At 60.1% G+C, this 21,777-nt stretch carries 20 protein-coding genes; 8 read left to right on the top strand and 12 right to left on the bottom strand.

Annotation, left to right across the window (positions count from 1 at the left end):
* Nucleotides 1-39 precede the first annotated feature (39 nt).
* Complete coding sequence (locus tag ACFOTD_RS07720) at nt 40-441, bottom strand: exosporium protein C (RefSeq protein WP_378117377.1); 402 nt, start codon at nt 439-441, stop codon at nt 40-42.
* 145 nt (nt 442-586) lie between these two features.
* Between ACFOTD_RS07720 and ACFOTD_RS07715 the strand changes: the two genes are divergently transcribed.
* On the top strand, nt 587-1,105 hold the full coding sequence (locus ACFOTD_RS07715) for a GNAT family N-acetyltransferase (protein ID WP_378117375.1): 519 nt from the start codon (nt 587-589) through the stop codon (nt 1,103-1,105).
* 442 nt (nt 1,106-1,547) lie between these two features.
* Here the strand turns inward: ACFOTD_RS07715 and ACFOTD_RS07710 are convergent, their stop codons facing one another.
* Together ACFOTD_RS07710 and ACFOTD_RS07705 are read right to left on the bottom strand one after the other, a co-directional pair.
* Nucleotides 1,548-2,198, bottom strand: a complete 651-nt coding sequence (locus tag ACFOTD_RS07710) for a DUF2306 domain-containing protein (protein ID WP_378117373.1) — start codon at nt 2,196-2,198, stop codon at nt 1,548-1,550.
* A complete protein-coding gene (locus ACFOTD_RS07705) occupies nt 2,191-2,319 on the bottom strand; it encodes a hypothetical protein (RefSeq protein ID WP_378117371.1) in 129 nt (42 codons plus the stop codon). The genes ACFOTD_RS07710 and ACFOTD_RS07705 overlap by 8 nt, the downstream gene beginning before the upstream one ends.
* Nucleotides 2,320-2,533: 214 nt before the next feature.
* Between ACFOTD_RS07705 and ACFOTD_RS07700 the strand changes: the two genes are divergently transcribed.
* The 5 genes from ACFOTD_RS07700 to ACFOTD_RS07680 all read left to right on the top strand — a co-directional run bounded on the left by ACFOTD_RS07700 (nt 2,534) and on the right by ACFOTD_RS07680 (nt 6,360).
* Nucleotides 2,534-3,226, top strand: coding sequence for a response regulator transcription factor (locus ACFOTD_RS07700; protein ID WP_378117369.1), 693 nt, complete (start codon nt 2,534-2,536; stop codon nt 3,224-3,226).
* Nucleotides 3,223-4,293 carry a sensor histidine kinase gene (locus ACFOTD_RS07695; RefSeq protein WP_378117367.1) on the top strand — a complete coding sequence of 357 codons (1,071 nt, stop codon included), beginning with the start codon at nt 3,223-3,225 and terminating at the stop codon, nt 4,291-4,293. Before ACFOTD_RS07700 ends, ACFOTD_RS07695 begins: the two co-directional genes overlap by 4 nt.
* A gap of 204 nt (nt 4,294-4,497) precedes the next feature.
* A complete protein-coding gene (locus tag ACFOTD_RS07690) occupies nt 4,498-4,914 on the top strand; it encodes a hypothetical protein (RefSeq protein ID WP_378117365.1) in 417 nt (138 codons plus the stop codon).
* 87 nt (nt 4,915-5,001) lie between these two features.
* Nucleotides 5,002-5,580 carry a TetR/AcrR family transcriptional regulator gene (locus ACFOTD_RS07685; protein WP_378117363.1) on the top strand — a complete coding sequence of 193 codons (579 nt, stop codon included), beginning with the start codon at nt 5,002-5,004 and terminating at the stop codon, nt 5,578-5,580.
* Nucleotides 5,581-5,643: 63 nt separating this feature from the next.
* Complete coding sequence (locus tag ACFOTD_RS07680) at nt 5,644-6,360, top strand: SDR family oxidoreductase (RefSeq protein ID WP_378117362.1); 717 nt, start codon at nt 5,644-5,646, stop codon at nt 6,358-6,360.
* Between the two features lie 77 nt (nt 6,361-6,437).
* Here the strand turns inward: ACFOTD_RS07680 and ACFOTD_RS07675 are convergent, their stop codons facing one another.
* On the bottom strand, nt 6,438-6,857 hold the full coding sequence (locus tag ACFOTD_RS07675) for a LysM peptidoglycan-binding domain-containing protein (RefSeq protein WP_378117360.1): 420 nt from the start codon (nt 6,855-6,857) through the stop codon (nt 6,438-6,440).
* A gap of 219 nt (nt 6,858-7,076) precedes the next feature.
* On the opposite strand from ACFOTD_RS07675, the gene ACFOTD_RS07670 reads away from it, so the two are divergent.
* A complete protein-coding gene (locus ACFOTD_RS07670) occupies nt 7,077-7,874 on the top strand; it encodes an endonuclease/exonuclease/phosphatase family protein (RefSeq protein WP_378117358.1) in 798 nt (265 codons plus the stop codon).
* Between the two features lie 508 nt (nt 7,875-8,382).
* On the opposite strand, the gene ACFOTD_RS07665 is transcribed toward ACFOTD_RS07670, so the two are convergent.
* From ACFOTD_RS07665 to ACFOTD_RS07635, 7 genes are all read right to left on the bottom strand, one after another.
* Nucleotides 8,383-10,908, bottom strand: a complete 2,526-nt coding sequence (locus tag ACFOTD_RS07665; protein ID WP_378117356.1) for a PKD domain-containing protein — start codon at nt 10,906-10,908, stop codon at nt 8,383-8,385.
* Nucleotides 10,909-11,112: 204 nt separating this feature from the next.
* A complete protein-coding gene (locus tag ACFOTD_RS07660) occupies nt 11,113-12,945 on the bottom strand; it encodes a cache domain-containing sensor histidine kinase (RefSeq protein ID WP_378117354.1) in 1,833 nt (610 codons plus the stop codon).
* Nucleotides 12,942-14,522 carry a response regulator gene (locus ACFOTD_RS07655; protein WP_378117352.1) on the bottom strand — a complete coding sequence of 527 codons (1,581 nt, stop codon included), beginning with the start codon at nt 14,520-14,522 and terminating at the stop codon, nt 12,942-12,944. The genes ACFOTD_RS07660 and ACFOTD_RS07655 overlap by 4 nt, the downstream gene beginning before the upstream one ends.
* Nucleotides 14,523-14,659: 137 nt before the next feature.
* Nucleotides 14,660-16,249 carry an ABC transporter substrate-binding protein gene (locus ACFOTD_RS07650; RefSeq protein WP_378117350.1) on the bottom strand — a complete coding sequence of 530 codons (1,590 nt, stop codon included), beginning with the start codon at nt 16,247-16,249 and terminating at the stop codon, nt 14,660-14,662.
* A gap of 44 nt (nt 16,250-16,293) precedes the next feature.
* Nucleotides 16,294-17,184: a carbohydrate ABC transporter permease gene (locus ACFOTD_RS07645; RefSeq protein ID WP_378117348.1), complete on the bottom strand. Its 891-nt coding sequence runs from the start codon at nt 17,182-17,184 to the stop codon at nt 16,294-16,296.
* Between the two features lie 10 nt (nt 17,185-17,194).
* Entirely contained in the window at nt 17,195-18,121 is a 927-nt protein-coding gene (locus tag ACFOTD_RS07640) for an ABC transporter permease (protein ID WP_378117347.1), read from the bottom strand.
* Nucleotides 18,122-18,277: 156 nt separating this feature from the next.
* Entirely contained in the window at nt 18,278-19,549 is a 1,272-nt protein-coding gene (locus ACFOTD_RS07635) for a carbon-nitrogen hydrolase family protein (RefSeq protein ID WP_378117345.1), read from the bottom strand.
* A 111-nt stretch (nt 19,550-19,660) separates the two neighbouring features.
* On the opposite strand from ACFOTD_RS07635, the gene ACFOTD_RS07630 reads away from it, so the two are divergent.
* Entirely contained in the window at nt 19,661-20,401 is a 741-nt protein-coding gene (locus ACFOTD_RS07630) for a CBO0543 family protein (protein ID WP_378117343.1), read from the top strand.
* Here the strand turns inward: ACFOTD_RS07630 and ACFOTD_RS07625 are convergent.
* Nucleotides 20,380-21,333 carry an acetylxylan esterase gene (locus ACFOTD_RS07625; RefSeq protein ID WP_378117342.1) on the bottom strand — a complete coding sequence of 318 codons (954 nt, stop codon included), beginning with the start codon at nt 21,331-21,333 and terminating at the stop codon, nt 20,380-20,382. The genes ACFOTD_RS07630 and ACFOTD_RS07625 overlap by 22 nt on opposite strands.
* Between the last annotated feature and the right edge of the window lie 444 nt (nt 21,334-21,777).

Below are 21,777 nucleotides of genomic sequence, written 5' to 3'. Positions count from 1 at the left end.
GACAGCCCTCGAGCTGCGAGGACTGCCTTTTTCCACTGATTAAACGGTGTAAACGGCGGCGCTGAGGTTGATCGGTCCGATGACCGTGGCGGTTAAGCCGGCGGTCAGCTTCTCGATCGACAGCGTGTAGGCATGATGGCCTGGCGTCGCATTGTCGAAGGCTTGGAGCGTGACGACAGCGAACTGCTCGAAGCCGGATTCGATGCCTTGGCGCGAGTAATAGATCTCATGACCGTCGCGGAAAAGGCGGAACAATACGCTTCCGACGCCGACGTCACCGCGGATACCGACCGAAGCCATGAGTTGGACGGTGTTGGGGATGGAAGGAACGGTAGCGATGACGGTAGCGAGGCCGACTCCTTGAGGCGTCTGCGGCACGGGAATTTGCACGCCGTCCGCAATCGGAGTGACCGACGTTGCGTTGTAGCTGACGACTGACATTGTTGTTCACCTCCTGTGTTAAAGATAAAATAAGATATGACAGGCTGTCGGTCTTGGAATGGACAAACTAATCGCTGCAAAAGCACCATTTTTGCTTGGATCGCGTACGTACTGGGCGATGCGGCAAGCGGGAGGCCAGAATGGAATGACGCAAGAGGCATGGGCATGCCGTCCGGTGCAAGCGGAAGATTCGGCTGCAGTGGCCGGTCTTGCTTCGGAGATTTGGCATGAATATTACGGGGCGCTGCTGTCCCTCGAGCAAATCGACTATATGGTGGACAAGTTCCAATCGCCGGGCGCCATCGCCGATCAGATCGCGCAGCAGGGCTATGAATATTATCTGATGCGGGCCGACGGGGCCGACGTCGGTTATATGGCCGTCAAGGCAGAGGGCGGCAAGCTGTTCCTGAGCAAGCTGTACGTCTTGAAGGCGCATCGGGGGCGAGGCTATGCGAGCCGCGCCATGGCTGTTATTATGCAGCTGTGCAGGGAGCGGGGACTGGGCGCCGTCTGGCTGACCGTCAACCGGCACAACGAAGGCTCGATCGCGGTGTACGAAAAGAAAGGCTTCAAAAAAGTGCGCGAGCAGATCGCGGATATCGGGAACGGTTACGTGATGGACGACTTTATTATGGAGAAAGAAATTCGCGAAGGTGAGGAGTAAATCGCTCGAATGAGGGAAAGCTAAAGAAAGCGCTGTGGCATTGCAGTATATAACGTGTATAATAAGTATAAGATAAAAGAAGCCGGTGGGCCAACACCGACTTCCTGCACGACTGCTTCGGCGGACGTGCCTCCAACTCTACAGCTGGCGAAATGACCCGTTCCCGTGGCGCTAACCTAGGACGGGTCATTTCCGTTTATTCAAGTAAGTGAGCAGCGCCAGCACGAACATGCCAAGCATCATCACTTCTTGAAACGTAAATGTCATAGGAATCACCTCCAATCTGGAGGCGCCCTAACCCACCTAGGCGAATCGTACTGGCATAGTATAACATTTCTGGATCTTTACATAAATTAAAAAGCATAATTGTGGCGTTTTAATTTCAGAAACTTAAGCAGAGCGGTATCCATCACGGAGGCCGCTCTCTTTGGGTTTGCGTGAACTAATGCCGCGTGAACGTCCCGGTCCCCTGCGGTTTCCCGGCATTCCGCCTGACGATGAGCTCCGCGATGGCGGGCAGAAGCAGGATCGCGGCGTAGACGCTGACGGCGTACGCCGTCTCGTAGCGCATGCCGAGCAAATGCGTCGACACCGTTTCAACCAGGTGAATGGTTACGTTCGTGAAGCAGAACGCGTAGCTGCGAGTCATCCACTGGCGGTGCCGGTCGACCTGCCGGCGTCTGATCTGCACCAGCGCGGTTACCGTCACGGCGATCCAGATCAGGTTCAGCAGATTGAAGGCCATCGAGACCGGACGTCCCCCGGTGGCGTAAGGCGCCATGTATCCGGAAGTGATGCAGACCCCGAGTACGCTGATCATATACGCATACCCGACGGCCCGGTGCCGGCGCCTGCGCTCGCCTTTGGGCGGACCCGCGAAGTTCAGCGCGCCGGCCAGTAACGCCAGGCAGGCGAATGCGATATGGATATCCAGTACGCGCAGCCATGCCGGCAGCCGCAGCGGGTGCGCGATCCCGGTCTTGTGCGCGAGAAAGGAGACGGCCCCGGGATCGATCGCGAACCGGCTCAGGAGCGTCCAGGCGACGAGCCCGGCAGAGAGGGCGACGACGAGGCGGTAAGGCTTATCAATCATGGCCGCGTCTGCGGAAGCCCCGTCCTTCGCGCAGGCGGGCGAACCGGAAGGCGACGAAGACGAGCAGCGAGATCCCGAACCATACATTGGCCGAGAGCATGAGTTGACTAGGGAACGACATGCGAATCTCTCCTTTGATGAGGGTTGCGAAGCATCTCCGTTAACTGTAAGCGGGAAGTGTCCCGAATCGGGCAGCTTGATCGTCACGAAACCATCAACAAGCCGTCACAAAGCGAGATGGTGAGGCGTCCGACGGAACGGGAATGCTATACTGGCCATAAGAAAAGCGAGCGGGACTCGCATGAGCGGCGGTGCGCGCAAGGGAGGATGGAAGCATGCGGCAACGGACGATTTTGGCCGTAGACGACGACGAGAGCATCGTGGAGCTGATGCGGGACTTTCTGGAGAACGACGGCTTCCGCGTGCTCACGGCGCGCCACGCCGACGAGGCGATGGCGCGGTTCCAGTCGTCCGACGTGCATCTGATCCTGCTGGATATCATGATGCCGGGTCAGGACGGCTTTGAATTGTGCCGCAGGATCCGCGCGGTCAGCGGCGTGCCGATTCTGTTCCTCAGCGCGCGGGACGACGACATGCACAAGATTCGGGGCCTCGGGATCGGCGGCGACGATTATATCGTCAAGACGGCCTCTCCCAGCGAGATCGTCGCGCGGGTAAAGGCCGCGCTGCGGCGGGCGGAAGCGCCCCCGCTGCATGCCGTGCCGCGACTGCTCGACTTCGGCCGTCTGCAGGTAGATCCCGCCAGCCGCGACGTGAAGGTCGACGGTGCCAGCGTGCCATTGACGCCGAGGGAGTACGACCTGCTTCGGCTGCTGTGCGAGCATCCCGGCCAAGTGATCACCTACGAGCAGCTGCTCCAGCAATTTTGGGAGGGCGTCGGAGACAAGCATACCGTCCGCGTCCATATTGCCCGGCTGCGGGAGAAGCTCGAGCCCGACCCGGATCAGCCCGGTTACGTGGCGAACGTATGGGGCATAGGCTACCGCTTCGAGGGCAAGCCCCGATGAGGCGCGTGCGCATTAGAAGCCTCCTGGTGCTCGCGCTGCTGGCCGTGCTGACCCTCTCCTGGGCAACGTACGTGATTGCCGCGATCGCGGAGGCGGGGGCGCTTCATCTCGGCGAAGGGCGGCCGAGCCGGGCGGGCATCTGGATCGCCGCGCTCGCCGGCGCGCTGCTGGCCGCCGTTTTCCTCGGATTCGGTCTGCGGCGCTGGGTCGTGAAGCCGCTCGAAGCGATGGGACGGGGCGCGCGGGAGATCGCAGGCGGAGACCTGGACGTTGCCCTGCCCGACTCCCGGATCCGGGAGATCGCGGAGGTGCGGGACGGATTCGAGACGATGGTCGCGGGACTCAGGCAATCGTTGTCGGATCGGGAGGCGCTGGAGGAGGAGCGACGGTTTTTCATCGGGGCGATCGCCCATGATCTGCGGACGCCATTGTTTGCGCTGAGGGGGTATCTCGAGGGGCTTGAGCAAGGGATCGCCGCTTCGCCGGAGCAGGCGAAGAAGTACGTGGCCGTGTGTCAGGACAAGGCGGGCCAGCTGGACCGTCTGGTATCGGATCTGTTCGCCTTCGTGAAGACGGAGTACCCCCGGACGGCTCATGCAGGCGAGACGCTGGATCTGACGGAGGAAGTAAGGCGTGCGGTCGAAGGCGTGCACGGAGCGGCGGAGGCCAAGGGAATATCGATCGTGGCGGAGCCTCCCGGCGCCGGGCCGAGCGCCATACGCGGCGATGCCCACCAGCTCTCCCGCGCCTTCGGCAACCTGCTGGACAACGCAATGAGGCACACCCCGCCGCAAGGCACCGTTGTCGTACGATGCAGGCAGGAGAGCGAGCGCATCTCGGTGATCGTCAGGGACACAGGTTCGGGGTTCGCGCCGGAAGACCTGCCCCGCGTCTTCGAGCCTCTGTATCGGGGCGAGTCGTCGCGCAGCCGGGACACGGGCGGCGCGGGACTCGGCCTGGCCATCGCGCGGCGCATCTTCCGGGCGCACGGCGGCGACCTGACCGCGGCCAACCGGCCGGAAGGCGGAGCAGAGCTCAGCGGCTGGATTCCGCGGGCACGCGGCTGACGGCGGGGCTGTCCTGCGGGCTTCGGCAATTCGGCAAATGCACAACAGAGCATTTTTCTGAGAACGATCGGTAAAAATAATTCTTTACCGATCGTTCTCAATATGCTAATCTGTATTCAGCGGCAAAACGAGGGACGAAGAACGCGAATCCTTTTGAGAATGATCGTTCCCGTAAAAATAAAGTGAGCGAAGGAGATGGACGGCATGCGTTATTTTGAATCCAAGCACGGCATGGTCTCGTGGGACGAGGAGCTGCGGAGCGTCATTATCGAGTGGAAGGGGTTCGCTTACGGCGAGGAATTCCAGACGATTCTGACCAAGGGCGCGGATCTGCTGAAGCTGAGATACGGCAGCAAGGTACTGATGGATACGCGCGAAGGCTCGGCAATCAAGGCGGAAGACAAGGCGTGGATCGGCGAATTTTTTATCCGGCGGGCGTACGAGAGCGGCCTTCGCCATCTGGCTATGCTCGAACCGCATAGCCTGATCGCCAAGATGAGCGTCAGCCGCACAGTGGAAGGTCTCGGCACGCTGCCGTACCGCCAGGAGAGCTTCGGAAACCGGGAAGAGGCCGTCGCTTGGCTGTCCGCGCCGGGGCGGGAGCTGCGGGCGATCGGCTGAGCGGAAGGGCGGCGTGGACCGTTTGCCGCGTTCATTCTTTACCGTTCGTTCTCATAATGATATGATGGGAGACGGGAGGGATTGTAAATGGCCAGAAGCAAAGAGTTCGAAGAGGCGGCGGTCCTGGAAAAAGCGATGAAGCTGTTCTGGGAGCAGGGCTACGAAAAGACGTCCCTTAACAATCTCGTCGAGCATATGGGCATCCATCGCAGGAGCCTTTACGATGCGTTTACCGACAAGCATACCTTGTTCCTCAAGGCGATGGAACGGTTCGAGGATCGGATCGGATCCAGGCTGACGGCCGGCGTCAAGCAATCCAAGACGGCCGGCGAAGCGCTGCGGTTCGTCTTCGGCTTTATCATCCACGGCGAGGAGGATGCGCCTGCGGGCTGCATGCTCGTGAATTCGGCCGCCGAACTGGCGCTGCGGGATGCCGAGGTGGATGCCAAAGCCCGCGAAGCATTCGAGAGCACGGAGCGGCTGTTGGCGGAGATCGTCGCATGGGGACAAGATAGCGGGGAATTCGCCAAGCAACACGGACCAGCGGAATGGGCCGAGTATTTGCAAAATGCGTTGACCGGCCTTCGCGTCATGACGAGGACGACGGTCGCGAAGGAAAAGCTCGAGCGAATCGCCGAACTAACGATGCGTAATTTGGAGCATTGAGCGCATCGTCTTTTTTTTCAGAATATGAGAATGATCGTTCTAAATAAGAGGAGGCATTTTATCATGGCAAACAACAGTAAAATAGCACTGGTAACGGGCGCAAGCGGCGGCATCGGACGCGAGGTGGCAAGGCAATTGGGCCGGCAGGGCATCACGGTACTGGTGTCGGCCCGGACGCTCGGCGTTGCGGAGAAGGCCGCGGCCGAGCTGCGTCAAGAAGGCATCGAGGCGGCGGGAGTCGAGCTGGAAGTGACCAATGCCGCGCATATCGCGGAGCTGGCCCGGTACATCGCGCATGAATACGGCCGCTTGGACATTCTGGTTAACAATGCGGGCATCTGGGCGGAAAGCGGGCCCTATGCCGGCGATGCGTTCAGGGATACGTTCGAGGTGAACACGTTCGCGCCGTTCCTCATTACGGAGACGCTCATGCCGCTGCTGCTCAAGAGCGAAGCGGGACGTATCGTCAACCAGAGCAGCGCGCTCGGATCGATCCATTTCATGCTTCACAACGAACTCGCTCAGCGGATCGCCACCCCCGCCTATGCCGCCTCCAAGGCAGCGCTCAACATGCTGACGGCTTATTGGGCGCAGCGGTCGAAGGGGACCAGTCTGAAGGTCAATTCCGTCCACCCGGGTCTGGTCAAAACGCGCATGGGCGGAGACAAGGCGGAGCTGTCGGCGGAGGACGGCGCAATTACCGCCGTTCGTCTGGCGACGCTGCCCGAGGACGGGCCGACCGGCGGATTTTACTACATGGACAGCGAGCTCCCGTGGTAATGTCGGCGCTGCCCGGCGATCCCTGTTCTTGATCTACCAGAAGCGCATCATCCAGGGCATCGCGCTTAGCGAGATAATTAATACTGGCCTTGCGTCGCGGGTTGTGCCTGCTGCTCCGAAGCCGGCATCTCCGTGTAAGACTTTTGACACATCATATTGGAAATGCGGGGGATGTAAACCATCTCGCCGGCCTGAAGACGGCTCGGGTTGGACAACTGCGGGTTGGCTTCTTCCAGGATCGCATGGGGGATATTGTATTTATGGCCTACCGAGGCTAACGTATCGCCAGGCTGGGCTTGATGCTGCGCAAACAGCATATCGTCCGATTGCCCGTCTCTGAAGAACGGGAAAAAGAACGGAGAAAAGAAGAAAAACGGAAACAAGGCGCGGCCGGGGAAAAAAGGATGCGGGAAGGGGCGAAAGAAAGGACGGCCAAACCCCCCGCCGCCAAAACCTCCGCCAAAGCCGCCGCCGCCGGGGAAAAATCCACGATTCATCAAAAACCCTCCGTTAAAATAGTCATTTGTCTATATAGAGTATTGTGTTGGGCGAAAAAGGTTACAGCATCGGCCGGAAGATGGCGCGGTCCTTGTCTGACCCGGTCCGCCACGAAGCGTACGTATGCAAAAAGCGGATATGGACCGAACGGGATACGAGCGGTAAACTGGTTTCAAGTTGCATGGCTTGTGCGCCAATTTGAACCAGAGGTGATCCGCTTGGAATGGAAAATAATGACCTTTAACCTGCGAACCAACGTCCTGTCGGACGGGGATAACGCTTGGCCGCGGCGGCCGCAAGCCGTCGCCAAGGCGATATTGCGTCACGATCCGGACGTCGTGTGCGTGCAGGAGGCGCTTTATGCGATGCTGCTGGACCTTGCGCCGCTGCTGCCGGGGTATACATGGGTCGGAGAAGGACGTCGCGGCGGGCAAGAGGACGAGCATTGCGCGATCTGGTACAGGACAAGCAAGGCGAGCGTCGCGGACTTCGGCAGCTTCGGGCTGTCGGAGACGCCGGAGCGGCTTGGCGAGTTGGGCTGGGGCGCGGACTATCCGCGGATGTGCACGTGGGCGAGGCTCGTCGGTACTGCGGACGAAGGCGGGGATGAATGCGGGTTGACGGTGTTCAACACGCATCTCGACCATGTCAGCGAGTCGGCGCAAGTGAACGGGATGCGGCTGATCCTGGATCGGATCGGAGCGCTGCGTGCGCGGTCGGGGACGCAGGTCGTGCTGACGGGAGACTTCAATGTCGGTCCCGGACACGCTGTCGTGCGCGGACTGGAGCAGGCGGGGTACGCGAACGGCTATTCGGCGCTGCTTGGCGGCGGCGGAGCCGGGGCGGCCGGCGCGACGTTCCATGACTTCCGGGGCGGCGAGGCGGGGGAGCCGATCGATTACATTTTCGCTTCGCCCGACGTTGTCGTGTCGCAGATCGAAGTGGACCGTGGCCAGTACGAGGGGCGGTATCCGTCGGATCATTATCCCGTGTGCGCGGTACTGTCGGCAAAATAGCAAGCAATAGGAAAGGGAGGCCGGCAGGTTGCCGATCTCCCTTTCCTTTTTACGGAAGACGCAGTCATTCGATGCCTGCGCACCGCACCGCCGCACCGCTCCACCGCACCGTTTCGCCGCACCGCTTCACCGCACCGTTCCGCCGCACCGCTCCGCCGCACCGTTCCGCCGCACCGCTTCACCGCTCGTTCCGCCGCACCGCTTCACCGCTCGTTCCGCCGCTAGAATAGTGTCCAAAAGGCATCTATTTCGCCCAATACGTGCCCTAAATCGCAAAATAGTTGTCCAAAGACAGTTAACGCGCCGGATTCCCTGCATTTCAGCCGTTGGTGGCAGGATTAACTGCCTTTCAGCAACTAATTCCGTGCGTCAGTGAGCATATCCGGAATTAACTGCATTTCGGCAACTAATTTCGCGTTTGTGAGCCTGCCGCATGGAGAGGAGGTTGACGCCCAAGTGTGCCGAGGCATGCCGTCTTAGCTGCACATCTGCGTATGGGACAATCGAATCACGGCGTCACATCAGGCTTGATGCTGAAGTCGTCGACCCAGTACTCCATGCCGGCGGAGCCGGCGGCTTTGATCCGGAAGCCGGCGGACCGCAGGTAGTTCAGATTCGCGTAGATGCCGCCGAGATCCCGGATGTCCCTCGCGTCGACCTCGATCGTGTGCCATTCTCCGTCGTCGATGAGGGGGTAGGCCGCAGTCGGCTCATTGGCCGAAGCAGTCGCGGCGATCGGATACATCTGGTTGTCGTGCTCGTCACCGCCGATCGGATAGGCTTCGAGCGCGAGCAGGAGCGGCGTGCCCTCGTTCACCTTGTATTTGGCGCTGACGATCGGGAACTGGTCGATGTTCCAGTCTGTCGGATAATAAGCGTAACGGAGTTGCTTGGTCTCGTCGTTGCCGCTGTTGTAGGGGACGTGAATGAAGCCGTTCGTGTCCTCGAACTGCCGCGTGACGCTCGGCACCTCATTGCCGCGCTTGCTGTAGCGGAACACCTGCCGATACACATAATCGTCCGCGTCGAACGAATGGTATACCATCGGCTGGCTCAAATAATTCGCCGCGTTCACGATGACGTAAGTCACGCCGGAGACCGTCTTGCCGGCCGCATCCGTCGCCGTGGCGTAGACCGTGTATTGCCCGGGCTGCGAGTAGGCATGGCCGGTCGTCGCGCCCGTTCCCGTCGCGCCGTCCCCGAAGCGCCAGGCGTAGGACACCGGCGTGAAGCTGCCGAATACGCCGGCGTCGAACGGAATCGAGGTGCCGACGGTGGACTTGAACGTGCTCGTCGTAATCTGCAGGGAAGCGGGAGCTGTAGCGCCCGTCTCCACGAGGCCGACGTCGGGCGCGCTGCCTGCATAGGCGATGTTGACCGAGGCGCCGCTCGACCAGGTGAGCGGCGCGTCCAGCGTGATCGTGCCGCCTGTCACGACGCCGGTGCTTGGATCGGTCGTGTACGCGATGTTCGCGATGCGCGCGCGATTGGATGCGGAGCCGATGGAGATGAGGTCGCCCTGCTCCCCGCCGATGCCCCAGCCGTCGTAGAAGTAGTTCGGGTTGACGACGTTCAACGTCGTACTTGCGGTACCGGCGGCGGTGGCCGTCGTCAGATTCGTGCCTGCGTCGACCATCGGACTGCCGGACTGGAGGGTGAAGTCGTAATCGCCCGGGTCCTCGAATAGCGGATCCGCGTTCGTGTTGTCGTCGAACTGCGGCAGCTGGGACCCCGCTAAGTCGGACATCGTCTCGAGCTCGGCCAGCGACCACAGCTTGTAATTGGTGTAGTTGTTATTGGTGCCGAGGAAATAAGGGGTCTTTCCGCTGCCGTGCCAGAAGTTATTGTCGATAAAGGCGAACGTCTGGGTCCCGTCGGGATTGGTCCGCCTTTCGAAGTATCTTAAGTTGCGGTTAGAGGCGTTCTGATCGTTGTTGTAAAAGATGTTGTTTTTGAAGAAGTCGTTTTTGATTTTGAATACGCCGTTGCCGCCGAGCAAATAGGCAAACACCTCGTTTTCCGCGAATACATTGTTGTAATATACGGAGTTCGTGAAGTACAAGTCTGTCGATCCGTCGTTATAAGGGGCGCTGCCCAGCGTGCCGCCGCTATAGTTGCGGATGAAGCGGTTATTGCGGAAAATAATCCGGTCGGCATGAATCGAATCTCGCGACGACGCGTTGCCCGACCCGTAGCGCTGCTCTGCGAACACGTTGCCCTCGAACAGGATCCGGCTGTTCGGGAACACCTCGAAGTTGCGGCTCCACTGGCTGTTGAATACATTGCTGCGCACGACAACGTCGTTGACGCTGTTATAGGCGCCGGCGTAGCCGAATACGACGACGGTATGCCTGGCTTTGCTGAAGTCGTTGCCCTGGATGAGCAGCTTGGAGCTGTTGGCGAAGGAGATCAGATCGTCTCCGTCGTACGCTTCGGTCATCGTGTTGTTCAGCAGCTTGAGCTGCTCGGTATAGTTGACGGAGAAGGGCGCGCGCGGCCCCCAGCCGCCCGTGGCGTAGCTGAACGCGTTGTCCGAGATCGTAATGTTGGCGTTTTTCGTCCCGGTCGCGGTGCCGTCGCTGCTGTCGAGGAGCAGCCATTTGCCGTAATTGAGGTTGCCCTTCACCTTAAAGCCGCTGATCGTCAGGTAAGACTTCCCTTTGATCTTGATGACCATATGATTGTCCATCGGATTCGTCGTCACCGTATAAGTGAGCGTCGCTTGCCGCGGATTCAGCGCCTTGTAGGTGATCGGATTGCCGGCCGTGCCGCTGTTCAGCGGGACGAGCTGCTCGGTATAGACGCCGTCCATGAACAGCACGGTGTCGCCGGCCGTTACCGTGGCCGCCGCCTTGGTCAACGTCCAGGGCGAGCCGGTCGTGAGACCGGTGTTGGCTGCGCTGCCGGTCGGACTGACATAGTAAGTCGTACCCGTCGCCAGGGCGATGCCTGCGGGCAGCACCGGCCAGAGCCCGAGGAACGAGGTAATCATGCTGAATGCGGTCACGAACGCGAGGATGCTTTTCTTTTTCACTGCAACTTCATCTCCTTTTTAAAATGGGATAGCTGCTCGTGCTTGGCGATGCATCGTGTACAGCGAAGATGGTGGGCTGGCATCACTCCCTTCAAATGGGCAAATCGGATTCGTCGATTATTGGAAGCGCTTACACTCATGGACGCGGCTAAAGGAAGGGGCATGCGGCCATGACGGCCTATGCCCGCTCCATCGCGTTCATGGTCACGAGGCGTTTCCGAGCCCCTTCGCCGGGGGAATCCGTATCTCTACGGCGGTGCCTTCGCCAAGCTTGCTCTCGAAGCGCAGGCCGTACGGCGCGCCGAAGGACAATTTCAACCGTTCATGGATGTTATAGACGCCGAAGCCATGGTACTCGTCCCGCGAGGGCCGCTCAAGCATGCCGGACAATGCCGACTCGCTCATGCCGACGCCGTCGTCCCGCACGCGGAGCAAGATCGCGCCGTCCTCGAGCCTGCCGCTGACGGTCACCGTGCCGCGCTTGTCCGGCTTCATCTGGATACCGTGCATGATGCTGTTTTCGGCCAACGGCTGCAGCGTGATTTTCGGAATCTCGCAGTCCAGGATGTCCGGATCGACGTCCAGCACCAGCCGGATGCTGTCTTCGAACCGGTGGTTCTGAATGTCGACGTACGTACGCAGATGATGCAGCTCGTCCTCGATCGAGACGATGTCCCGGCCCTTCCTGAGGCTCAGCTTGTAGAAGCTCGAGAGGGACCCGATGAGCGACTCGATGTCCGGATTGTCATGCTTGATGGCCATCCAGTTGATCAGATCGAGCGTGTTGTACAAAAAGTGAGGATTGATCTGCGACTGCAGCGCCTTCAGCTCCGCCTGGACCAGCTTCAGCTCCGCGTTTTTCATCGCTTGGCCGGTCTTGAACTGCTCGTCGATCAGCACTTCGATTTTTTTGATCATGAAGTTATAAGAGTCCGCCAGCTCGCCGATCTCGTCCCTGCCGAAGTTCTGATGGATGACGGACAGATGGCCGCTTTGCACCTGCCTCATTTTGAAGATGAGACGATAGATGCGCCGCGTGCTGGAAAACGAGCTGATATAGGCGAGTCCGTAGGCTGCGACGGTCATGGCGAGCATGACGAGGATGAGCACGTTCCGCTGGTGCGCGCTGGCGGCGAGTATATCCTCGAGCGGAATGACGCTCACCATCCGCCAGTCGGACCCTGCGACCGCCCGATAGCCGACAATTGCATCTTTGCCGTTCACTTTTACGCGTTTCCAAGGCGCCGCCGGATCGTCCGCGATGCGCCAGCGCGCCGTCTGCGCCGCATCCGCGGAGGACTGGACGATGCCGCCGTCGGCGTCCGCGAGATAGACCACGCCGGAGTCCGTGAGGCGGGCGGCCTGCTCGAGCATCGCCTGTACGTCGCTCTGCAGAATGTCTACGCTCAGCACGCCCATATTTCTCGCGTAGTCGTTCGGGTTCTTCACCAGGCGCAGCGTGGACAATACCGGATGCTGCGAGATCGCGCCCGTCGTCTCGGTATATTGCGTCGTCGTCGGCGTCAGCAGCAATTTGCCGTTGCTGCCGAGCAGCCGCCCGTACCAGGGCGCTTCGCGTACGCCGCTCAGGCCGTAGATCGATTGACCGTCGCCCGCGAAGACGAGCTCGTCCGGCACGAACAGGCGGATGAGGAAGATGTCCTGATTGCGCAGCAGGTAACGGAACATTCGCAGCAGGTACGTGCCGTCCTTGACCTGCGAAGGGATGGCGTAGGCGGCGCTGTCCATGCGGCCGAAGATCCGGATCGCCTCCTCGTCGAGAATAATATAGTCGGAGATCAGCGACGCGCTGCGGATTCTGGACTCGAGCGAAGAAGCCGCCTGCTCGAACGACTGACTGGCCGAATAGACCGTGTTTTTCTGAATGGTCTGGGCGGTCTGCCTGTAGGCGAGCAGCGTAAAGGCGCCGAGCGGCACGATCATCAAAAAAAAGAAAATGAGGATCAGCTTGTGCTGGATCTTGAGATCCTGCACGTACGACCACAGCTTGCGCACCGGCGCGCCGAGCATCGTCATTGCCGTTCCCTGAATTCCGAGGGGTTCAGGCCCGTCATCTTCTTGAACAGCTTGGTGAAATGGTTGGCGCTCTGATACCCGACCCGGCTCGAGACGTCGGACAGCTTCACCCGGCCGTCCTTCAGATATTCCTTGGCCTTTTCGATTCGAACCTCGGTGATGTGCCTGTTGATCGTTTTTCCCGTTCTTTCTTTGAAAATCCGGCACAGATAGGTCGGCGTGAGATACAGATGCTCGGCCATCCGGTTGATCGACAGACGGTCGTCGTGATAATGAGCCCGAATATACTGCATGATGGCGTAAACGTGCTGTCCGTTGTTGTTTTTCGACTGAACGCGACTCATCGCCGCTTCGACCCTGCGCAGCAGCTCGGCTTGGACGGCGGCCAGGTCGGGCAGCCGGAAGAAGGCATCCCGCGCGTAAGCCAGTTCATACGGCTCGGCGAGCGGGACGCTGTGCTTCGCGGCGAAGACGTCCAGCTCCAGAAGCATGCCGTAGAGGAACGTCCTGACTTGGCCGACGGGCAGATCGGGCCGCAGCCGGAGCTCGTCGTGCATACGGACGATATCGCGCAGCGCCTGATCCGTGTCGAACGCATGGAGACTGGAGATAAAGGGCAGGAGACGCGAGTCGTCGAGCGGATCGGACGGCGTGCCCGGGGCCGGCTCCTCGTAGAATGCGACCTGGTTCGGACCGACGAAGAACCGGCGCTGAAGAGCCGATTCGGCATTCGCGTAGGAAGCGCTAATCTCCGAGATGCTGTCCGTCGGCTTGCCGACCCCCATGAACAAATCGACCTCGGCGCCCGCCGTTTGTTCGAGCATGACTCTGAGCTTGCCCAGCGCCGCGGGCGGGAGGCTGCGGCTCGTGATGCCGATGCCGCTGAAGTGGACGACGGCGTGTCGGTTGTCGATAAAGCCGGCGACGTGACGGTAGAGCGGACTGGCGAACGCCTCGTCGATCGCGCGCCGGATCGGCTCCCTGTAATTGCGGTCGATGTCATTGCGGCCGGCGTCCGCACTGCTATCCGTATGGATATCGATCCTGAGGATGCTCGCGATAAAGCGACTGCCGGGCTGCGCCTCGCCGAACGCATACTTGAGCGGCTGCGCGAGACCGGCCGGATCGGAGCGGGCTCGGATCAAGTCCAGCGCGAGCTTCTCCCGGATGATCGCGTCGCTCTCCGCCGTCGTGATCCGTTCCAGGGCGAGGGCGTCGACGGTCTCGCGAACGGCCCGCATAAGCTCCGGCCGGTTGATCGGCTTCTCCAGATAGTGCACGGCGCGCAGCTGGATCGCCGACTTCAGGTACTCCTTGTCCGCGTAGCCGCTCAAGAAGATGATCTTGCAGTCCGGCAGTACGAGCCGGAGCCGGGTCGCGAACTCGATGCCGTTCATGCCGGGCATCCGGATGTCGGACAGCAGGATGTCTGGCCGCATCCGCGCAGCCGCCTCGAGCGCTTCAGGTCCGGAGCCGGCGCTCTCCACCTCGTCGATGCCGAGACTGTTCCACGGAATGTATTGGACCAGTCCCTCTCTCGTCGATTTTTCGTCGTCCACGATTATCAGCTTCGCCATATCCGTCGATTCTCCCCGGGCCAGACTGTGATCCGTTCCTGCGATGATGCGCCTTTTGGGAAATCATAGCATAGGTGCCTCAAAGGGCTCCAGCAGCAAATTGACCGCTAAAGCCCTTAAAAAACGGAAGGTTCAAGTTATTTGCTCTTCATATAAGCGTCGATCTGGGCCTGCGCGGCTTCTTTGTAACGCTCGACGCCGGCTTTCTTCAATTGATCCTTGTACGCCTGGATGCCCGCGTCCACGTCGTTCGTGAAGCCCATGTACAGCGGTCCCGCATACTGGGTGAACAGGTTGCTCAGGTTGGTGGTGACGTCGCTGATCTCCTTGGCGTCGATGGTGAAGTCGACCAGCGGATTGGGGACATACCGCGACTTGGCGTCCGCGAGCAGCTCGGCGTAGTTCGGGAACGAGCCGTCGAACACTTTGGTATAGGTTTCGTTCGTCCAGCCCCATGTGCCGGCCGCGTTCGGCGGGTACTTGCTGTCGGCAGGAAAGACGATGTCGCCCTTATCGTTGATCGTATAGTGCGTGCCCTCGAAGCCATACTGCGTCAGCATGTTGTAGTCTTCGTTGTACCGCAACAGATCGAGCAGCATGAGCGAGCGCTCCGCGTTCTCGGACTTCGCGCCGATCGCCATGCCCCCGGCCATGTAGGAGTAGCGGTCGATCGAGCCCTGGAAGGCGGGGTAGATCCGCAGATCCCACTCGGGATGCGACTTGTTCACTTCGTTATAGATATTGTTCGCGCCAGGTATGCTGGTGATTAGCGCGGCGTTTTTGCCGTTTTTGAATGAATCGTTCAGGCTGACCGTGTTCGACAGCGCGTTTTTGGACCAGTAGCCGGCGTCCTTCCATTGCTTCATCTTCTTGATGAAGGCCGTCGTCTCAGGCAAGTCGAACGTGTACAGGAGCTGGAGCGACGGGTCGTCTTTCTTGAGCGCGATCGGACTCGTGCAGTTCGGCGCGCCCGGCGCCATCAGGTTGTTGTTGCCGAAGTACAGGGCGCAGAGCGTCCAGGCGTCGTTCTTGCCCATATTATAGGGGATCATGCTCTTCTCGTTTTTGGCGACCGCATCCAGATAGACGCCGAAGTCGTCGATCGTCTTGATGTCCGGCACGTTGTATTTTTTCATCAGGTCGCCGCGAACGACGTAGGCGCTGTAGTTAAAGCTCGCTGCCAGCGTCGGGATGGCGAACATCTTGCCGCCGACGTAGCCGCCGGCCAGCTTATCCTTGTCTTCCTTGGCGGACTGCGGCGCGTATGTGCTCAGCATCTCCGGCGTGATCTCCTTAAAGGCGCCTCTTCTGGCATTATCCGCGTAGTTCATGTAGTTGGCGGCGAAAATGAGATCGAACTTCTCGCCGGAGGACAGCATCAGATTGTAGGCGTCGTTGGACAGGAAGGTGATCTTGACCGTGGCATTGATGTCCCGTTCGGTCATCTTGTTCAGTTCCTCGTGGATCAGCTTGGCGTCGGGCGCGCCGTCCGACGGCAGATACATGCTGAGCTCGACTTTCTTCGAGATGTCAGGGCCAGACGGCGTCGCGGCGGACGGCGAGGCGCTCTGCGTCCCGGAGGCTTCGGCGGACGGGCTCACCGATGCAGAAGCGCCGGGGCTTGCGTTCGAGCCGCTGCCTGCGTCGTTCGAGCAGCCGGTGAAGATGATCATGCCTGCGAGCAGCGATGATAGAATGAAGCCTGATTTGGTGCGTTTTCTGTACATATCGTATCCCCCTCGAATTTATGGTGAACTGGAAGGTTCCAGCTTTACCCTTTCACCGCGCCTACGGTCATGCCTTTGACGAAATATTTCTGAATGAACGGATATACCAGGATGATCGGCCCCGTGACGACGACCGTCATGGCGAGCTTAAACGTCTCCGTCGGCATCTGGGCGACCGGCATCCCGGTCTTCTGCGCGACGATCTGGGCGGCTTGCATGGAGTTGAACACCTTGTAGAGATGGTACTGCAGCGGCATCATGTCCGGTTTGGTGATGAACAGCATCGCCTGATACCAGTCGTTCCAATAGGTCAGGGCGATGAACAAGCCGATCGTGGACAGCGCCGGCAGCGAGATGGGCAAGTAGAGCTTCAGGAAGATGATAAAGTCGCCGGCGCCGTCGATCTTGGCGGATTCGCCGAGATTCTCCGGAATGGTCGTAAAAAACGTCCGCATGATGATGATGTGGAATACGGCGAACAAATGCGGAAGCAGCAGCGCCAGAAAGTTGTTTTTCATCCCCAGATTGATCATGACGAGATACCACGGCACGAGCCCGCCGCTGAACAGCGTCGTGAAGAAAAAGAAGAAGGAAAATTTGTTGCGGTATTTGAAGTCCTTGCGGTGCAGCACGTAGGACGTCATCGCGGTAAGGAACAGGCCGAGCGCGGTGCCCGATACGACGAGCAGGATCGTGACGGCGTAGGCGCCCGTGATCACCTCCGGCGTCCGGAAGATGAGCTTGTAGGCTTCAAGGGAATACATTTTCGGGATCAGCCGGTACCCGTACTCGAAGAGCGACGCATCCTTGGTCACCGATCCTGAGACGGTCAACAGGAACGGGATCAGGCACAGAAGGGAGATGAGACCGACGACGATATAGCCGATGAGGTTAAAGACGATTCTGTCTGTTTTCCGGATCTGGTTGACCGCCATGGTACCACTCCTAAAATAACGCATAATCGGGATTCACCTTCTTGATAACGTAGTTCAGCGAGATGATGATGACGAAGCCCACCGCCGATTGGTACAAGCCCGCAGCGGCCGGCAGTCCCAGATCCAGACCCTGCTGGTACAGCGCGCGGAATACGAACGTATCGATGACGTCGGTCTTGTTGAACAAGAGGCCGTTGTTCCCGACGAGCTGGTAGAACATGTCGAGGTTGCCTCGCAGGATGCCGCCGACCTGGAGCAGGACCATGATGACGATCGTGATCTTGAGCAGCGGGAGCGTGATATGGCGGATCCGTTGAAAAATGTTCGCGCCGTCCAGCTCCGCCGACTCGTACAGCTCGGGATTGATGCCCAGGATCGCCGCCAGATAGACGATGCTGCCGTAGCCGATGAGCTTCCAGAGGTAGAAGCCGACGATGATGAAAAACCAGAGCGACGGCCGGCCGTAGATGTCGACCGGCTCCATGCCGATGGACTTCAGCAGCGTGTTGAGGCTGCCGAATTCGTAGTTGAAGATGCCGTACACGAACGATCCGACGACGACCCAGGAGATAAAGTACGGCAGGAGCATCGAGGACTGCATCGCTTTTTTGAGCCATTTGCCCTTGAGCTCCGAGAAGATGATCGCGACGCCGACCTGGAACGCCATGCCGACCATAATGAAGGCCAGGTTGTAGAGGATCGTGTTCTTGGTGAGCAGCCAGGCCTGGCCGGACCGGAAGAAGAAGGAGAAATTTTTGAGACCGACCCAGGGGCTGTGGAAGATGCCTTTGTCGAATTCGAAGTACTTGAAGGCGACGACGACCCCGCCCATCGGCAAGTAGTTAAAAATAATAAAGTAGACGACCGCGGGGGCCAGCATGAGAAACAGCATTTTGTTTTTTTTGAGCTCCGCGATCAAGCCGTGCGATTTGTGCATGCGCCTACCCCGTTTGCTGTTAAGTGGTTGGAGACTTCAAGCGTTCGTGTGGCTTTAGGCTAACTATATCAGCGCTTTCATTTTGCCGTAAGCGCGCAATCCTGCACTGATGGGCGATATTTTCTACTGTTGGTCCGCTTCGGGCTTCGGGCTGGGCTAGATCGTCAGATCGCCGTACGTGCTTGGGCGCCGCTCCCGGCGGAACAGCGAGCGGGCTTCGCCGTCGGCGTCCCCCACCGACAGCCAATTTTTGTAGAGCGGCTTGCCGAGGTCGATCTCCGCGACCGCGACGCCGTGCGCTTCCTCGGACAGCTCCGCAAGCACATCGCCCCGGGGATCGACGATCCGGCTGGGCTTTTCCTCCCACATGCCCGCGACCACGACATGGACGCCGTTGTCGACCGCTCTCGCGAGCGATTGGATGCGCGCGTTGCCCTGCGTCGGCACGAAGAGCAGCTCGGCTCCCTTGAGCGCCAGCAGCCGCGCGGGCTCGGGGAAGTAGCTGTCCCAGCAGATCAGGATGCCGATCCGGCCGAAGTCGGTGTCGAACACCGGGTATTCGCTGCCTGGCGTCACGCCCATCTCCGCTTCGAAGAGCGGCAGATGCGTCTTCCGGTACTTGCCCGCGATGCGGCCGTCCCGGTCGATCAGGACGGCGGTGTTATAGAGAACGTCGCCGTCCGTCTCGAACAAGCTCGCGATGACGTAGTATCTGTGCTTCCGCGCATGGCTGGCCAGGAAGTTCGTGAACGCGCCCGGAATCGGCTCCCCGAATTGGCCATAGCCGCGCCCGCCGGCGCCTTGCTCGTAGACGCCTTCGCTCAGGCACACGATATCCGCCCGCTGCGCGCCGGCCTGGTCCAGCAAGTCGCTCATGTCGGCGAGATTTCCCGTGCGGCTGCCGCTGAACTTGTTGATCAGCGTCGTGGCGACGCGGACCGTTCTGATCGGCGGTTGCACGGTAGCTGCGGTCTCCGCGACGGACGCTCTCCGCCAGGCGACCTCTCCGCTCGCCGACCATCTGAATGCGAGCTCGAGCTCGGCGAACGCGGCGCCGGCGGGGGCCGTCATCGTCCTGCGAAGACCGATCCAGCCATCCGGCAGCGCTTCGCGGGATTGATCGATGTAGTCGCGCGTGAGCAGCGCGCCGTTCGCGTCGGACCAGGTGACTAGCGCGTACACGTCTGCGCGGACGGCATCGATGCCGGTTGCCAGAAAGTCGGCCTGGATGTCGTAGGATTTTAAGCCTGCGATGTCCGCCGCCGTTTTGCAAGTCCATTTTCCATAGGCGTTCCGGGCGCCCGTCGCCCTTATGATCAGGACGGGCTCGCCGTCTATAGCGTCTTTGCGGAATTCCGGCGCGAGCGCCGCGTGCGGCGTCCAGCTGCGCCAGTCTGCCGCATTCGCCGGCGGTATGCGATTGGTCATCTTGCTTCCCCTCTTTCGTCGGCTTACGGCCGGGTTAATCGGCATTATAGCACCGGCCGGGCGGCGGGGACGACGGCGGGAAGCTATCGTTTTCGGCGTAATCCTGCACGTTTGGGACTGCGCCTGCGTCGTTGTGCGCATAGCAATTCCTCTGTAGGCAACAATAGCCAAGATGCGCCTTCGCGCTTCGTATTTATGCCGGGCGCAGCGTCTCGCGGTTCCGCGGTCGATGAACCTGAGGGAGGTCGGACGCGTATGTCGGGGGATTCCATGCTCGGTGAAATAGAGGATGTCCATCGGAAGTTGACCGAGCTCAGTCGCGATTATTGGCTGCATTATGATCTGTTCGCGCCGCAATGGTGGTTGCTGCTGGCAGCGTTCGTTATCCCCTGGATCGTCTGGTGGAAAGTCGTCGATAAAACCAGACTCAAGGATATTTTGTTATTCGGGGTCTCGGTCGGCTATCTCGTCTTTTTATTGGATCATCTCGGATATGAGCAGAATTTGTGGATCTATCCGCATAAGCTATTTCGGTTTTTGCCCGAGTTGTCGGAAATCGATCTCGGGTTGTTGCCTATCATGCATATGTTGGTTTTTCAATATTTCCCCAAATGGCGGTCGTTTTTGATCGCAGAAACGATCATGGGCGCGGTGTTTGCATTTGTCTTAGAGCCCATTAGCGTATGGATCGGTGTATACGAGATGCTCCATTGGCAGCACTTTTACTCGTTTCCGATCTACGTCGCCAAATCCGCGCTCGTCAAAGGCGCTGTGGAGGGGCTGAGTCGCATCGAGTTCCGATCGTCTGCAAGTGCCCGGAGCACGGCGAACTATCGCGCCAACCGCGAGTAAAAAGCGTGAGCAGCCGCGTAATATCCTGGCGGCATCGCGTGTCCCATGAACGGATGGACCTCGATCGACTTGTCCGGGGAGGCGGTCCGGTTGTAGGCTGCGAAGATCGTCTCGGGCAGGCAGGTTGTGTCCTTCAGGCCGACCGTGACGTGCACGGGCAGCGCGATGCGATCCGCCAGATTCACGATGTCGAAGTAGCTCAGCGTGCGGAGCACGTCATGGAGGCGGCCGGGGAACCGCGTCGCGAAGTCCGCGGCTTCGGAGATCGAGCCGACCGACTGCAGGATGCCGAGATCCATATGGCACATGTTCGGCACGTGCGCGATCGCGGCCCGCAGTCCGGGAGCGAGCGCGGCCGCGAGCAGCGCCAGCCCGCCGCCCTGGCTGCCGCCGAAGGCGAATACGCGCGCGGGATCGACGTCGGGCATAGCCATCGCGCACCGGACGGCGCGCAAGGCGTCGATCGCGATCGCCCGGAAGTAGGAGCGCTCCGGGTCCAGGATGCCCTGCGTGATCCAGCCCTTGGCCGTGCCGTGCTCTAGCGGCAGCCCGTTGCCCGTGTCGCCGCCTTGTCCGCGCACATCCACGGCGAGCACGGCATAGCCCATGAGCAGCCATGCCGCATGCTCTTCAGGCAGGCCCTTGGAGAGGGAGTAGCCGTGGAAGACGACGACGCAGGGAGCGGGCTGCTGCAGCGAATCCGGCGGCAGCAGGAACCAGGCGTGGACAGGCGTGTCGGCTGCGCCGGCATAGACCACTTTGAACGCTTGCGCTTGCCGGAACGGAGAGGCGGCGGGCTGGATCGCGGAATAGGCGGCCGATGCGTCGGCCTCCCGGCATGCGCGCGCCCAGAAGGCTTCAAGGTCGTCCGGTGCGGTGAGGGGGGCGGTATATTGGCGCAGCGCTTCGATTCGCGCTTGGATGGCGTTCATGGCCGGCATAGCTCCTTTGCAACGAGAGGATGGCGTTCATCCTTGAGCCTACCGAATTCGTCGGCGGCCGAGTAGACGCAAAGCTGCACCTTATGCGCGGGATCCTAGCTATTTTTGGGGGGCGAGGTAGAGGAGGGGGCGAATGAGCCGGGTGTGCAAGTCGCAGTGCTTTCCATGGGCAGCACTTGAGCATTGGAGTCACGTGTGCGAGTCGAGATGCTTTCCCTGGGCAGCACTTGGGCGTTGGAGTCACGTGTGCGAGTCGAAGTGCTTTCCATGGACAGCACTTGGGCGTTGGATTCGTGCGTGCTAGTCGAAGTGCTTTCCCTGGGCAGCACTTGGGCACCGGAGTCGTGTGTGCGAGTCGAAGTGCTTTCCATGGGCAGCACTTTGGCGCCGGAGTGGCGTGTGCGAGTCGAAGTGCTTTCCTTGGGCAGTACTTGG

Source organism: Cohnella sp. GCM10012308 (assembly GCF_042649185.1).
In the GTDB taxonomy this organism is placed as follows: Bacteria; Bacillota; Bacilli; order Paenibacillales; family Paenibacillaceae; genus Cohnella.
The sequence above is the reverse complement of the archived record's forward strand: the minus strand, read 5'-3'. Positions and strand labels throughout refer to the sequence as shown.

Excerpts from the sequence above, each read along its gene's own strand:
- ACFOTD_RS07710 (WP_378117373.1), bottom strand. The coding sequence starts at position 2,198 with ATGATTGATAAGCCTTACCGCCTCGTCGTCGCCCTCTCTGCCGGGCTC.
- ACFOTD_RS07640 (WP_378117347.1), bottom strand. The coding sequence starts at position 18,121 with ATGCACAAATCGCACGGCTTGATCGCGGAGCTCAAAAAAAACAAAATG.
- ACFOTD_RS07655 (WP_378117352.1), bottom strand. The coding sequence starts at position 14,522 with ATGGCGAAGCTGATAATCGTGGACGACGAAAAATCGACGAGAGAGGGA.
- ACFOTD_RS07685 (WP_378117363.1), top strand. The coding sequence starts at position 5,002 with ATGGCCAGAAGCAAAGAGTTCGAAGAGGCGGCGGTCCTGGAAAAAGCG.
- ACFOTD_RS07650 (WP_378117350.1), bottom strand. The coding sequence starts at position 16,249 with ATGTACAGAAAACGCACCAAATCAGGCTTCATTCTATCATCGCTGCTC.
- ACFOTD_RS07635 (WP_378117345.1), bottom strand. The coding sequence starts at position 19,549 with ATGACCAATCGCATACCGCCGGCGAATGCGGCAGACTGGCGCAGCTGG.
- ACFOTD_RS07690 (WP_378117365.1), top strand. The coding sequence starts at position 4,498 with ATGCGTTATTTTGAATCCAAGCACGGCATGGTCTCGTGGGACGAGGAG.
- ACFOTD_RS07645 (WP_378117348.1), bottom strand. The coding sequence starts at position 17,184 with ATGGCGGTCAACCAGATCCGGAAAACAGACAGAATCGTCTTTAACCTC.
- ACFOTD_RS07625 (WP_378117342.1), bottom strand. The coding sequence starts at position 21,333 with ATGAACGCCATCCAAGCGCGAATCGAAGCGCTGCGCCAATATACCGCC.
- ACFOTD_RS07660 (WP_378117354.1), bottom strand. The coding sequence starts at position 12,945 with ATGACGATGCTCGGCGCGCCGGTGCGCAAGCTGTGGTCGTACGTGCAG.
- ACFOTD_RS07675 (WP_378117360.1), bottom strand. The coding sequence starts at position 6,857 with ATGAATCGTGGATTTTTCCCCGGCGGCGGCGGCTTTGGCGGAGGTTTT.
- ACFOTD_RS07700 (WP_378117369.1), top strand. The coding sequence starts at position 2,534 with ATGCGGCAACGGACGATTTTGGCCGTAGACGACGACGAGAGCATCGTG.
- ACFOTD_RS07695 (WP_378117367.1), top strand. The coding sequence starts at position 3,223 with ATGAGGCGCGTGCGCATTAGAAGCCTCCTGGTGCTCGCGCTGCTGGCC.
- ACFOTD_RS07720 (WP_378117377.1), bottom strand. The coding sequence starts at position 441 with ATGTCAGTCGTCAGCTACAACGCAACGTCGGTCACTCCGATTGCGGAC.
- ACFOTD_RS07705 (WP_378117371.1), bottom strand. The coding sequence starts at position 2,319 with ATGTCGTTCCCTAGTCAACTCATGCTCTCGGCCAATGTATGGTTCGGG.
- ACFOTD_RS07715 (WP_378117375.1), top strand. The coding sequence starts at position 587 with ATGACGCAAGAGGCATGGGCATGCCGTCCGGTGCAAGCGGAAGATTCG.
- ACFOTD_RS07680 (WP_378117362.1), top strand. The coding sequence starts at position 5,644 with ATGGCAAACAACAGTAAAATAGCACTGGTAACGGGCGCAAGCGGCGGC.